Here is a 13,743-nt window from a genome sequence, read left to right as displayed (position 1 = left end):
TGCAAACCGGGCTATTCCTCTTTGAAACCTTCCCCGTGCACGTCGTTGACATCATTAATGATAATAAACGCCCGGGGGTCCAAGGATTTGGCGATTCCCGTAAGGCGGCGAATCTCCTGCCTCGATACGACGCAGTATACCATATGCTTGGCTTGCATGGAGTAAGCGCCGATAGCCGGGATCAGCGTGACCCCGCGATCCATTTCGTTGGATATGCGATTTGCGATATCAGGGGCCCGGTCACTGATGATGGTGAAGGCTTTGGCGGCATAAGCCCCCTCCTGTATGAAATCGATCACCTTGGAAGCGATGAATACGGCGACCAGGGTATACAATATGCGCTCGAGCGGGATAAAGAATAAGGATAGACCGATAATCAAAATATCGAGGGATAGAATGATCTGGCCCATGCTGAAGCCGAATTTCCGGTTGATGATTCTGGCAATGATGTCGGAGCCGCCAGTCGTCCCGCCGAACCGGAAAACGATGCCGAGCCCGGCCCCCAATGTCACCCCTGCATAAAGCGCAGCCAGAATATAATCCTGCTCGGTGTGAAAAGGCACGACATATCTGCGGTCGATCAGTAATTCGAACAGCCACAGAAACAGGGTTAAGGATGCGATGCCGAGACCTGTATAGACAGACTGGCGTTTGCCGAGTATTTTCATTCCGACCAGGAACAGCGGGATATTCAATGCCATGGTTGAAATGGACGGCGATATGTTAAAGGCGTAATTTAGCAGTACGGTAATGCCAGTGACCCCACCTTCCATGAGTTCATTCGGAATGATGAAATACAGCAGTCCGAATGCGTATATGGCTGAACCGGCGATGATCGGAATGATCGTTTGCAGCTGATGGAGCGACTTGGACGTTTTCATAAGACCCCTCGCATTTTCAATAGTGGATATTTCCGAATGTCTGCAGATTGCTTCACACCTGTCTAGTATGCGCCGATATGGTTTCAGCAATAAAAAATTATTTGTTTTCAAATCCGCTTTACGATAACATAGGTTTAAAACCAATCGCTCGTATGAGAGAAGACTGCCCCAGCTTGAAGGTTACAAGCTGAGGCTGACTGTGCAGTGAAGGGAGTTAAGCGTCTTGGGAAAATCAATGGCTGAAATGCAGCAGGAAGTCGATCGATACATATCACAATTCAAGGAAGGTTATTTCAGTCCTTTATCCATGATGGCCCGAATGTCGGAAGAGGTGGGGGAGCTCGCCCGAGAGGTTAATCATCAGTTCGGCGAGAAGCCGAAAAAAGCGGATGAAGCGGAAAATTCCATCGAAATGGAGCTTGGAGATATATTGTTTATTACGATCTGTTTTGCCAATTCCCTCGGCATCGATCTCGCGGAAGCGCATGATAAAGTGATGCATAAATTTTCTACGCGCGATGCCGATCGTTGGACGAAAATAAACACCGATTAGGCAACTGCTACATATGCTGTACCAAACCCGCTGTGGGGAGGGACAGCCCGTGAAACCTGAAAGTTATATACAAAAAGCATATCGATGCATTCTTCAAAATGATTTCGAAGAAGCGTTGCGTTGGTTTGAGCAAGCGATCATCGCGAATCCGGGAGATGCCGAAGTGCATTATCGGTGCTCCATTACCTACGGCAGAAGCAATAAGCTGGAGATGGCGATTACGCACGCGGAGGAAGCCGTCAGGCTGCAGCCGGACAAACCGGAATATGCTCTTCATTTACAGCATATCAAGGCTGCGGAGCTGGTGCAGCGAGCAAGAAAAATGGTGGAAAACCGCAAGGATGTGACCAAGGCTGAATTGTATCAAGCCGTGGGACATCTCAAATCAGCCGTAGCCATGGACCCTTTGTATGCTCAAGCTTATGTATGGCTTGCTCTTGTTTACAGTGAACTTGATGAGCATGCGCTCGCCATTACGACGCTTAAAGAGGTCATTTCGTTGTACCCGCAGGAGAGCGGGCTGCAGCATATTATGGAGGAACTCAAACAGCGCTTGAAATCATATATGAAGGATACAGCATCGGATGGAAAGTGAGGATATGTAACATGGCAAACAAATGGACAGTTGCGGTCGTCGGTGCCGGCGGCCGTATGGGTAAAGAAGTAGTGAAGCTTGTATTGGGCGACGAGGAACTGGAACTGGTTGCTGCCGTCGGCTTGTCGGATGCGGGTGCCGATGCAGGAACGCTGGTAGGTCTGCCTGCCTGCGGCATTACGGTGACATCGGATCTGGAGATGGCGCTTGTCGAATCCAAACCGGACGTCATGGTTGATTTTACGGCGCCTCAATTTGCATACAGCAATACGGCGTTGGCCATCAAGCACGGCGTTCGCCCGATCATGGGCACGACCGGCTTTACGCCGGAGCAAATCGAAGAGCTGGACAAGCAATGTGCGGAACAGAACATTGGCGGATTGATCGCGCCGAACTTTTCCATCGGAGCCATTCTGATGATGAAATTTGCTGCCCAGGCCGCCAAATATTTGCCTCACGTTGAAATTATCGAAACCCATGGCGACCAGAAGTTGGATGCTCCGTCCGGAACATCGATCAAAACAGCGGAAATGATTGCGGCGAACCGCGAGGAGATTCGTCAAGGCAATCCGAAGGAAGAGGAAGTCATTGAAGGTGCAAGGGGCGGATATTACAACGGCTTCCGAATTCACAGCGTTCGTCTGCCGGGCGTCTTTGCCCAGCAGGAGGTCATATTCGGCGGTTACGGTCAAAGCCTGAAGATCCGACATGATTCGTATGAACGTGCAGCTTATATGCCAGGCGTGAAAATGGCTATTGAGAAGGTAATGGGCTACACCGGACTGGTCTACGGATTTGATCACTTTATTGACTAACATAGGGGAGAAATTACTATGAATATTGCATTTATCGCGCATGACCGCAAAAAAGAGGAAATGGTCAATTTCGTTATCGCTTATGAAAATGTATTCGAAGATCATAAATTATACTCGACTGGAACGACGGGAACCCGGATCATGGAGCAAACCAAACTCAGCATTCACCGTTTTGCTTCGGGACCGCTGGGCGGCGATCAGCAGATCGGAGCTCTTGTGGCAGACAATGAGATGGACCTGATTATTTTTCTTCGGGATCCGTTGATGGCACAGCCTCATGAACCGGACATCAATGCACTCCTCCGTTTGTGCGACGTGCAGGGAATACCGCTTGCTACCAATGTGGCGACGGCTGAGATCCTCGTCAAGGCGCTGGATCGCGGCGATTTTGCGTGGCGCGAACTCGTTCATAAATATAAACCGGGTGTAGATAGCTGATGAACACCAAACTGGACATATTAATCTTCGGAGCACATGCGGACGATGCCGAGATCGGAATGGCGGGAACGATTGCAAAGCATACGGCAGCTGGGCTGTCGGTCGGGATCTGCGATCTCACGCAGGCGGAAATGTCGTCGAACGGCACCGTCGATCTTCGAAAGCAGGAGGCAGAGCAAGCTGCCGATATTTTGGATCTCAGGGTTCGAACGAATCTGGGGCTGCCGGATCGCGGATTGTTCGTGACGCCTGAGCATATTGAACGGGTCACGGCCGAGATTCGCAAGTTTTCTCCTTCTATTGTATTTGCTCCCTACTGGGAGGATCGCCATCCGGACCATGTCGCTTGCAGCCGGTTGGTTGAGGAAGCGGTATTCAATGCCAAGCTTCGCCGATACATGCCCGAGCAGCCGCCGGTTAAGGTGGACGAGCTTTATTTTTATTTCATAAACGATATCGGAAGAACGGATTTGGTCGTTGATGTTACGGAGCATTACGGCGTTAAGCAGCAGGCCTTGTCTTGTTACCGTTCCCAGTTCGAGAAGGCTGAAGAAGATGCAGTCTCAACCCCGTTGACCGAGGGGTACATCGAGCGTGTGCGGGCCAGGGATTCACTGCTTGGAGCGCGCAGGCTTATTCCTTATGCAGAGGGCTTTGCTTGTAAAAGTCCGTATGTTGTTCATCTATTCGGCTCCAAGCAGGCATAATATATAGAGGCGTACATAAAGGAGGCCTGACATGAATCAACAACCATTAAAAATCGGCATTACCTGTTACCCATCGCTCGGCGGGTCAGGAGTCGTGGCGACCGAGCTGGGCAAACTCCTCGCGGAGCAGGGCCACCAGGTTCATTTTATCGCTCACAGCATTCCGTTCCGATTAGGAACTTTCCATAAAAATATTTTTTATCATGAAGTTGAAGTAAACGACTATTATGTGTTTCGTTATCCCCCATATGATCTGTCGTTGGCGACCAAAATGGCTCAGGTGGCAAAGATGCAGCAACTTGACGTGCTTCATGTGCACTATGCCGTGCCGCATGCCGTATGTGCCTTCTTGGCCAAGCAGATGGTCGGAGATCAGCTGAAAGTCGTTACGACGCTTCACGGAACCGATATTACGGTGCTGGCGCAGGACGAGTCGCTGAAGGATTTGATCCGGCTTGCCATTAATGAAAGTGATGCCGTTACCGCCGTTTCTCAGGATCTTATTCGTGAGACGCGGGAGCTGCTGGACATAAGCCGCGACATCGACCTTACCTATAATTTCGTGGATCCGCGGGTGTATTATCCGCGGGATTCGAGATCGCTACGTAAGGATTATGCCGATCCGAACGAAAAAATCATGATGCATATTTCCAACTTCCGTCCCGTGAAACGGGTAGGCGACGTATTGGAAATATTCGCCCAGGTGCAGGAGCAGGTACCCGCGAAACTGCTGTTAGTCGGAGAAGGGCCAGAGCTTCCGAAGATCCAATGCCGGATCAATGAGCTGGGGCTTGGCGGCAAGGTGCATTTTCTCGGCAAACAAGACGAGATTGCCCATGTGATCTCGATGGCGGACGTGCTTCTGCTCCCATCCGAGAAAGAGAGCTTTGGCCTGGTCGCCCTGGAAGCAATGGCATGCGGAGTGCCGACGGTCGGATCCACGGCAGGCGGCATTCCCGAGCTGGTTACCCATGGGGAAACCGGGTATCTGGCTCCAATCGGAGACACGCATTCGATGGCTCAGCACGTGCTTGAAATATGTAAGGATGAAGCCCTTAGCGAACGGCTGCGAAAGGCATGCCTGCAGCGTTCCACAACGATGTTCTGCAATGAATTGATACGGGGCAAGTACGAGGAAATCTATTACCGAGTATTGGGACGGGAGGTTAGCGAGCTGAAGCCGGTTTGCGGCTAAGCTCGACCCTCTCGTTGTTTTTCGGATAAAAGGAACGGGAAACTATGGCAGATATGTATAATTCGATTCGATGGCGCAACGCGGACCCCGACATGGCCGAGCGGAGTGCGGATGTGATCCGCACCCTGCTTCGGCATGGGCATGAAGCGTATTGGGTTGGAGGCTGTGTCCGCGATGAATACATGGGGCGCAGGGTCAGCGACATGGATATTACCACCTCCGCCTTGCCGGAAGTCACCTGTTCCGTCTTCCCCAAAGTAATTCCTACAGGAATCAAGCACGGAACCGTGACGGTGCTGATGGAAGGCCAGTCTTTTGAAGTGACGACATATCGGGTGGAGAGCGGTTATGAAGACCATCGTCATCCGACGGAGGTCGCTTTTGTCGGCGAAGTGAAGGAAGATTTGAGGCGGCGCGACTTCACCATGAACGCCATGGCCAGAGGAATTGACGGTTCCTGGGTTGACCCGTTCGGCGGACGAGAGGATATTGACCGGAAGGTGATTCGCTGCGTGGGCGATGCCCGTCTTCGTTTTCGGGAAGACGCCCTGCGCATGGTGCGCTGCATCCGTTTTGCCTCCGTGTTCGGTTTCTCCATCGCACTCCGTACATGGAGAGGGATCCTCTCGGAGAGAGACACCTTAGGCTGGATTGCAATGGAACGCATCCGCAGCGAATTCGAGAAAATTCTGGCTGGGCCGTCCCCGCTGCGCGGATTGGAGATGTTTGTCCGCAGCGGACTGCATTCCCGGATGAAAGCACCCTTTCCCTATTCTACGCATGATAGGAAGACGATCGAAGCCATGGAGCGGATTGAACCGGATCACGCGACGATCCGTTGGTCCTTGCTCCTGCTCGCATGCGGCATTACAACTCAGGAAGCAGAGGAGCTGCTGCGGTCATGGACGTTTTCCAATAAGCAGCGGGAGTCCATCGTGAAACTGCTCTCGCTGCATGAATCCTATCTGCAGCAACCGAATGAGGGCGATGCCGGAAGCAGCAGGCTTAAGTGGATCAGCCTAGTCCTTGCCCATGGGGTTGAGGCAGCCCAAGGATGGCTGGAAATGCAAACGGCTCTGCATCACACGGGAGCGTCTTCTGCTCCGCTGACCTTCATCCGGCAGCTTGACGTGTGGCTGCAGGATCTCCGGATCCGCAGCTTGAAGGATTTGGCCATCACCGGCAGCGAATTGCTTGAGACCCTTGGCAGACGCGGAGGCCCGTGGCTTGGGGAACTTCTCGGGCTGCTGCTGGGGAAAGCGGCGGCAGGTTTGATTAACAACGATAAGGAATCGTTGATTGAAGAAGCAAAGCGGGTGGTAATTCATAATGAAGGATCATGATCAAGACAACGCACTTCTGAAAATGTTCCAGGAGAATGCCGGTCAGTTTATGTCCGGGGAAGAGATTAGCCGAAAATTGTCCATCAGCCGGACGGCCGTATGGAAGCAGATCAATAAGCTTCGGAATGCAGGGTATGATTTCGAGGCCGTTCCGCGGCTTGGCTACCGCATGTTGGACGAGCCGGACCGACTGAGCTGGGATCAACTGACAGCGGGCATGACCAGTCGGTACTTCGGCAAATCGATCAAGCTGCTGGACAAAACGACGTCAACTCAGGAGGATGCCCGGCAGTTGGCGGAAGAAGGGGCAGCCGAAGGCACGCTTGTCATCTCGGAAGAGCAGACGGGCGGCCGGGGCAGAATGGGAAAGAAATTTCATTCCCCGAGAGGCAAAGGCATATGGATGAGCCTGGTCCTCAGGCCGAAGCAGCCGCTGCATCTAACCCAGCAGCTTACCTTATTGACAGGCGTGGCGGTATGCCGCGCCATCGCTAAATCCGCTGGCGTGCAAACCGACATCAAATGGCCGAACGATATTCTGTACCAGGGCAAAAAGGTTTGCGGCATTCTGCTGGAGTCTGCAACCGAAGATGAAAGAGTACGCTACTGCATTGCCGGCATCGGAATCAGCGCGAATCTGAAAGAAGCGGATTTTCCGGAGGAATTGCGGAACGTTGCGACATCGATTCGCATCGCCGGGGGGAAAACCGTCAACCGGACATCGCTGATCCAGTCCATCATGTCGGAGATGGAGGTTTTATACGAATTGTACAACGAGCAGGGCTTCGAGCCCGTAGCCTCGCTCTGGGAAGCTTTATCCGGAACGGTGGGCCGCGAGGTTCAAGTACAGACGGCCCGTGACCGTTTTAGCGGGATTGCGACGGGACTCAACCAGGACGGCGCTCTGCTGGTCCGCAACCAGCATGGTGAACTCGTTCCGGTGTATTCAGGCGATATTCTTTTTAATACCAGGTAAATGAAACATGGTGAAATCGGAGCTGGAATTTGATATACTACATCTATAGAGGCGGTATCGCCATGAGCGAATTGCACTCTGCAGCAAGTGGGAATTATGATTTAGAACACCTTCATAACTGTTATGCCGGTTACGTTGGATTCTGCTCTGAGCCGAAAGGACCGAGACAGAAGGGACGATCGCGAGTGACTCTTTTTTGCCTTTCGGACTTTTTAGCAAGTACGTGCTAAAAGGTTTTTTTTATTGTGTCTAACTACATCACACAGGGAGGCTGTGTCACAATGGCAGGCAAACAACCACTGAACATCGTGAAACTGAAGAACATGAAGAAGAAGGGCGTACCGATCACGATGCTGACCGCGTACGATTATCCTTCCGCCAAGCTGGCGGAAGAAGCGGATATTGATATGATACTGGTGGGCGATTCCCTCGGCAACGTCGTGCTGGGGTATAACTCCACGATTCCCGTCACGCTGGACGACATGGTGTACCATACGCGCGCCGTCGCTCGCGGAGCCGAGGATACGTTCATCGTAGCGGATATGCCGTTCATGACTTATCATGGAGGCATCGATGAAAGCTTGCGCGGCGTACGGAGATTGATGCAGGAAGGTCATGCGCATGCCGTAAAAATGGAGGGCGGCGAAGAAATCGCCGATACCGTAAAACGGATCGTACAATCCGGGGTCCCGGTGCTGGGCCATATCGGGCTGACGCCTCAGTCGGTAAACCAGATCGGCGGCTACCGGATTCAAGGCAAGGATGCCCAAGATGCCAAGCGGCTCATGAACGATGCGAAGGCGCTTGAAGCGGCCGGCGCATTTGCTATCGTGTTGGAGCTGGTTACGGAAGAAGCGGCTGCCGACATATCCAAAGCGCTGAGCATCCCGACCATTGGCATCGGCGCCGGTCGTTATTGTGACGGCCAGGTGCTGGTATTCCATGATATATTGAAATACGCGTCCCCTTATCGGGACAAACGCTTCGTGAAAACCTACGCCGATGTCGGCTCCGTTATCCGCGAGGGTATCACGCAGTATGTGAAGGAAGTGAAGGACCACGCATTTCCGGCCGAGGAGCATGTGTTCAAGGCGGAGAACAATGCCGTTCCCGAAACGACAACGGCATTATATGGAAGCCAAAAGGAGAAGGTGGGCACGACATCATGAAAGTGATTCGCACGATTGCGGATTTAAGATCTGAGCTTTGGAACCGGCTGGAATCTGGCAGAGGCCCGGTAGGCCTCGTGCCTACGATGGGATATTTGCATGAAGGACACGCCAGCCTGATGCGGAAGGCGCGGGAAATGTCAGGCACGGTGGTTATCAGTATCTTTGTCAATCCGATTCAGTTCGGACCGGGCGAGGATTATGAAACTTACCCTCGGGATGAAGCGCGTGACCTGGCGTTGGCGGAATCCGAAGGGGTGGACGTGGTATTCATTCCTGCGGTAGAGGAAATGTATCCTCAGCCGACCAAAACCAAAATTGCCGTAGCGGAAATTACGACATTGTTGTGCGGGGCCTCCCGCCCCGGACATTTTGACGGTGTCACCACGGTTGTGAATAAATTGTTCAATATCGTAAAACCTGACTATGCCTTCTTCGGGATGAAGGATGCGCAGCAGGTCGCCGTCATAGAACAAATGGTACGGGATTTGAATATGGATGTGACGATCGTGCCATGTCCGATCATTCGCGAATCCGACGGCCTTGCCCTAAGCTCGCGCAACGTCTATCTGAAGCCGGAAGAGCGGGAACAGGCGCTTGTGCTGTCGGGCTCGCTGCGGACGGCTCAGGAGGCAATCCGGCAGGGACAAGCGACGACGGCAGGAGAGATCCGCGCTCATCTTCGGGATTATATATCCCGCTCTCCACTCGCTGATATTGACTACGCGGAATTGCTCACCTTCCCGGAGCTTGTGCCCGTGGAAGATTCATACCGCATTGTGGATGAAGACAGAACCGTCATCATGGCGCTGGCCGTGCGTTTTGGCCGTACCCGTCTCATTGACAATGCATTACTTCAACCAAAAGTAGGGGATCCCATGTTTAGAACGATGATGAAATCCAAAATCCACCGCGCAACGGTGACGGAAGCCAATCTGAACTATGTGGGCAGCATTACCATTGATGAGGATTTAATGGAGGCTGCAGACCTTCTGGAGAATGAAAAAGTTCAAATCGTGAACAATAACAACGGCGCCCGTCTGGAAACGTACGTGATCAAAGGCGAGCGCGGCAGCGGCGTCATTTGCTTGAACGGGGCAGCCGCACGGCTCGTACAGCCTGGCGACAACGTTATTATCATTTCTTATGCCATGATGTCCAAAGAGGAATACGACCATCACACCCCGACGGTCGTGATCGTCGACGAATCAAATAAGCCGGTTACGACGGAATATCGCGAAGTTCACGCCGCCATTCTCTGAAGAACCAAAATGTGTCGGGACGCTAAAGGGATGAAAAGACCGTCTTCTACAGAAAATGAGTTCAGGTCGACGGACTGATCTCATTTTTCCGCTAAGGGTGGGATGCAGCTATGTTTCAACATGTATTCGCCGAAATGAACAACATGTTAGATGAAATTGTGAAGCATTACCCTTCTGCTCAAGGTCCCCAAAAACAGGCGCTGGTACAAAACTGGAACATGCTCAAAAGCATGAGCGAGGGCATTATCGAGGAATGGCTGCATTTTGAAGAAAAAATGGCCATCTTCCGCGAGAGTGCAGCGTCGCCTCCGGTTTTCCCGCCGACCGAAGCGCCTGAATTGCAGCTTGATGCGTTCGTTCGCGGTCAAGGTTACTACAAGCTGTTGATGTTCCAGCCGGCCATACAGCAGTTTGATGCAGCCGCTGCGGTATTTCCGGACAGCCTTCTGATCAAGTTGTACATTGCCATGTCCCATCTGTATTTGGGGCAAACCGCCCAAGCATCCGAAGTATTGATCTCCATCCTGCCCCTGGCTGACAACAGGAAGCTTCGGGCGATGATCCACAATGCGCTTGGATGCATCGAGGTGTTGAATGGACAACAAGCAAAGGCCGAGGAACATTTTGCACTGGCGATTCACAGCGATCCGACGCTTCCCGACCCCATGATCAACCTGGAGGTCTGCAAGCAGAATCGCGGCGAGCTCCAGTACGGCAGCCAGTTGATCTCTTTGCTGTAGAAATCAAGCCCCAACAAGAAGCGATGCCAGAGCTCACCCTTGAGACTTTGGCATCGCTTTTTGCGTACGGGAGCGGTACAGAGAGGCAGGGGATTTTTTACCCGGAATGTTCAAAACCCGCAACTTCTGGTATGCTGTTAATTAGTCTGGAGGAAAGGGATTTTATCGAAATGAAATTTGCCGTATTGGATTTTGAAACTACGGGCAACCAGTCTGCAGATGAAATCATTCAGGTTGGACTGGCCATCATCGAAGAGGATCGAAGCATCTCCCGCGTATACGGCACCTATGTCAATCCCGGGATTCCGATCCCTCCTTTTATTACCGGTTTAACCGGCATTTCCGACAGTGATGTAGCGGATGCTCCGTCATTGGAAGAAATGATGATGGAACTTGTGCCCATGCTCGACGATGTCGTATTGGTTGGACATAACGTCGCTTTTGATTTTAACTTTTTGCAAAACGCGCTCGATCGCTGCGGCTATTTACCGTTCAGCGGCCGTATTCTAGATACGATGCACTTCTTAAAAATATGCTTTCCCTCGCTCCCGTCCTACCAGCTCGGGATGGTGTCCTCTCATTTCGGCCTGGAGCATGACCGTCCGCACCAGGCGGACAGCGATGCGCTTGCTACAGCCTATGCGCTGCTGAAATGTTTGGAGGAGATCGATGAGCTTCCGCTGCTCACCATTCAGCGTTTAAGCGACCTGTTTGCCGACGAGGACAGCGACTTGGCCTGGTTCTTTGACGGCATTCGTTCCGACAGGGAGCTCCAAGCCGTACAAGCGGGAGACACCCATACGTACTACCGCCAGTTTGCCTTGGCGGTGGATGATTGGAACGATATAGCACCTGTCAGGGATGAGACGGAGCCGAACCCCTTGGCCGATGTAAGCTTCGAGCAATACATGAACGATGTTCGTGAACGCCTCAAGGAAACGCTGCCTCATTACGAGAGCAGGGATGCCCAGGACATGATGTTCCAGGAAGTGATGCAGGCGCTGGATGACAATAAACATCTATTGATCGAAGCAGGCACGGGAACTGGCAAATCGCTTGGATATTTGCTGCCGTCGATCTATCAAAGCGTGAAGCAGGAACAGAAGGTTATGGTGAGCACGCATACGATCAACCTTCAAGAACAGCTGCGTGACAGGGATATTCCCCTGCTCACCCAGGTTGTTCCTTTTCCTTTTAAGGCGGCCATTTTCAAGGGCAGGGGACATTATTTGTGTTTGAGAAAATTTGAACATAAAATAAATAGAAGAGATTTTCATTCCCCGAAGGAAGACGTAATCACGGCGGCCCAGATGCTGGTCTGGCTGACCCAGACGGAGAACGGGGATGATGAAGAGCTAAACCTTGGCGGACGCGGAGGGGATTTCTGGGAAACCATCTCCAGCGATTCGGATTCTTGCCTTGGACGCGCCTGCCCTTGGTTCCGCAAATGCTATTATCACAGGGCCAAGCATGAAGCAGGCATTGCGGATGTCGTCATTACGAACCATTCGAAGCTGTTCACCGACGTGAAGGCGAATCATCAGCTGCTGCCAAGCTATGAGCGCCTCGTCATCGACGAAGCGCATCATCTTGAGGATGTCGCCGGCAAGCACCTTGGCTTGCAGATAAAGTATTTTTCGGTGGTCCATACCTTGACCCGCATGTACAAAGACAGCCGAAGCGGGCAGCTCCCGGCTCTGCGCCAGCTGCTGCAAGCTTCGCCGCACGAGAAGGCTGTCGAATGGTCTTCCGTCATCGACCGTTTGTACCCGGACCTGATTACCGCAAAAGAGAACTGGGATCGGCTCAGCGATCAATTGTTCGGACTGCTTCCGGAACGCGGAGACGCTTCTCCGGGAGATGCCGGCCAATTCTCGCTCCGCCTGTCCCCGCTTAAGAAGCCGAAGGATTGGGAATCGATGGCCGAACTGGAGCATCAAATTCATCTGACGCTGGGCGATGTCGTACGCAAGGGCGATAAGCTGATCGCCGAAATGAAGGAAGATTTGGATGACTATAGCGCAGACAGCCTGTTAACCGACCTATCGGGCCTGTTTAAGGACCTGGCCGCGCATCGCGAAGACCTGCGCTCCTTCATGGCCTTGAACGATGAGGGCACCGTCTACTGGATGGAGGCGAACGGCAATTTCCGCAGCAAATCGCTGCAGTTGTATGCCGTGCCCGTCGACGTGAGCACTCATTTGAAGGAATTGTTTTTTGACAAGAAACAAAGCGTGATTCTGACATCGGCGACCTTGTCGGTGGACAAATCGTTTCAGTTCATGATCGAGAACCTGGGTCTTCAGGAAGCGGCTGAAGCGGGGAACCTGAACACCGTTCAGCTCCCGTCCCCGTTTAATTACAGGGAACAGGCCCTACTTGTCGTGCCGCGCGATTTTCCGAGCGTGAAGGGATCGGTCGGGGATGCACTCTTTGTGAATACGCTGGTGAAGTCTTTGGCCGATACGGCCGTGGCTACGCATGGCCGCATGCTCGTCCTTTTCACTTCGTACCGGATGCTGCGCCAGGTGCACGAGCCGCTGAAAGAAGCGCTGGCATCAAGCGACATCACGGTATTGGGACAAGGTATGGACGGAACCAGCCGTACCAAGTTAATCCGAAGATTTCAGGACAGCAGCGCTTCCGTGCTGCTGGGCACCAGCTCCTTCTGGGAAGGGGTAGACATCCCGGGTGAGGCGCTGACTTGTCTAGCCATCGTCCGGCTGCCGTTCCAGCCGCCGAATCACCCCTTGGTCGAAGCCAAGAGCGAACTGCTGCAGCAGCAGAAGAAGAATCCCTTCATGAAGCTTTCGGTTCCGCAAGCGGTCATTCGTTTCAAACAGGGGTTTGGGCGCCTGGTGCGAACAGCACAAGATAAAGGGATCGTGATCGTGTACGATACCCGGGTCATTGAATCCTATTACGGGAAGTATTTCTTATATTCCTTGCCGGGGCCGAAGATGGAGCACATGCCGACAGAGGGGATCGTTCCCCGAATCTCGGAATGGCTGCAGGAAGAGGCAAGCGCGGGGAACCGAGCTGAATAAAGTGAAACCAAGCACGATCAAC

Annotated in this window: 13 protein-coding genes and 1 pseudogene; 13 read left to right on the top strand and 1 reads right to left on the bottom strand. The window is 52.6% G+C overall.

The features are described from left to right. Positions 1-11 precede the first annotated feature (11 nt). Positions 12-881 (bottom strand): YitT family protein, encoded by an 870-nt coding sequence (locus BMX45_RS18030; RefSeq protein WP_090910887.1) that lies wholly within the window; start codon positions 879-881, stop codon positions 12-14. 223 nt (positions 882-1,104) lie between these two features. On the opposite strand from BMX45_RS18030, the gene BMX45_RS18025 reads away from it, so the two are divergent. The 13 genes and pseudogenes from BMX45_RS18025 to dinG all read left to right on the top strand — a co-directional run bounded on the left by BMX45_RS18025 (position 1,105) and on the right by dinG (position 13,721). Then, positions 1,105-1,434: a nucleotide pyrophosphohydrolase gene (locus BMX45_RS18025; protein WP_015734553.1), complete on the top strand. Its 330-nt coding sequence runs from the start codon at positions 1,105-1,107 to the stop codon at positions 1,432-1,434. A gap of 49 nt (positions 1,435-1,483) precedes the next feature. Next, positions 1,484-2,029 (top strand): tetratricopeptide repeat protein, encoded by a 546-nt coding sequence (locus BMX45_RS18020; RefSeq protein ID WP_090910886.1) that lies wholly within the window; start codon positions 1,484-1,486, stop codon positions 2,027-2,029. A gap of 11 nt (positions 2,030-2,040) precedes the next feature. After that, on the top strand, positions 2,041-2,844 hold the full coding sequence (dapB, locus tag BMX45_RS18015; protein ID WP_090910885.1) for a 4-hydroxy-tetrahydrodipicolinate reductase: 804 nt from the start codon (positions 2,041-2,043) through the stop codon (positions 2,842-2,844). A gap of 18 nt (positions 2,845-2,862) precedes the next feature. Continuing rightward, positions 2,863-3,282, top strand: a complete 420-nt coding sequence (gene mgsA, locus BMX45_RS18010; protein WP_015734554.1) for a methylglyoxal synthase — start codon at positions 2,863-2,865, stop codon at positions 3,280-3,282. Further along, complete coding sequence (gene bshB1, locus BMX45_RS18005) at positions 3,282-3,989, top strand: bacillithiol biosynthesis deacetylase BshB1 (protein WP_090910884.1); 708 nt, start codon at positions 3,282-3,284, stop codon at positions 3,987-3,989. The genes mgsA and bshB1 overlap by 1 nt, the downstream gene beginning before the upstream one ends. 31 nt (positions 3,990-4,020) lie before the next feature. Further along, positions 4,021-5,184, top strand: coding sequence for an N-acetyl-alpha-D-glucosaminyl L-malate synthase BshA (gene bshA, locus BMX45_RS18000; protein WP_090910883.1), 1,164 nt, complete (start codon positions 4,021-4,023; stop codon positions 5,182-5,184). A 44-nt stretch (positions 5,185-5,228) separates the two neighbouring features. Next, on the top strand, positions 5,229-6,527 hold the full coding sequence (locus BMX45_RS17995) for a CCA tRNA nucleotidyltransferase (protein ID WP_090910882.1): 1,299 nt from the start codon (positions 5,229-5,231) through the stop codon (positions 6,525-6,527). Beyond that, the gene (locus tag BMX45_RS17990; protein ID WP_090910881.1) at positions 6,514-7,503 is read left to right on the top strand and encodes a biotin--[acetyl-CoA-carboxylase] ligase; all 990 of its coding nucleotides are present in this window, start codon (positions 6,514-6,516) and stop codon (positions 7,501-7,503) included. The genes BMX45_RS17995 and BMX45_RS17990 overlap by 14 nt, the downstream gene beginning before the upstream one ends. Before the next feature lie 281 nt (positions 7,504-7,784). Beyond that, a complete protein-coding gene (gene panB / locus BMX45_RS17985) occupies positions 7,785-8,672 on the top strand; it encodes a 3-methyl-2-oxobutanoate hydroxymethyltransferase (RefSeq protein ID WP_090910880.1) in 888 nt (295 codons plus the stop codon). After that, a pseudogene (gene panC / locus BMX45_RS17980) lies at positions 8,669-9,532 on the top strand (pantoate--beta-alanine ligase); the annotation flags it as partial. The gene panB and the pseudogene panC, both read left to right, overlap by 4 nt. A gap of 18 nt (positions 9,533-9,550) precedes the next feature. Beyond that, positions 9,551-9,934, top strand: coding sequence for an aspartate 1-decarboxylase (panD, locus tag BMX45_RS31035; RefSeq protein WP_015734561.1), 384 nt, complete (start codon positions 9,551-9,553; stop codon positions 9,932-9,934). 134 nt (positions 9,935-10,068) lie between these two features. Continuing rightward, positions 10,069-10,674: a hypothetical protein gene (locus BMX45_RS17975; protein ID WP_254778130.1), complete on the top strand. Its 606-nt coding sequence runs from the start codon at positions 10,069-10,071 to the stop codon at positions 10,672-10,674. A gap of 170 nt (positions 10,675-10,844) precedes the next feature. After that, complete coding sequence (gene dinG / locus BMX45_RS17970; RefSeq protein ID WP_090910877.1) at positions 10,845-13,721, top strand: ATP-dependent DNA helicase DinG; 2,877 nt, start codon at positions 10,845-10,847, stop codon at positions 13,719-13,721. Positions 13,722-13,743 lie beyond the last annotated feature (22 nt).

This window comes from Paenibacillus sp. cl141a (assembly GCF_900109305.1).
In the GTDB taxonomy this organism is placed as follows: Bacteria; Bacillota; Bacilli; order Paenibacillales; family Paenibacillaceae; genus Paenibacillus_AQ; species Paenibacillus_AQ lautus_A.
The sequence above is the reverse complement of the archived record's forward strand: the minus strand, read 5'-3'. Positions and strand labels throughout refer to the sequence as shown.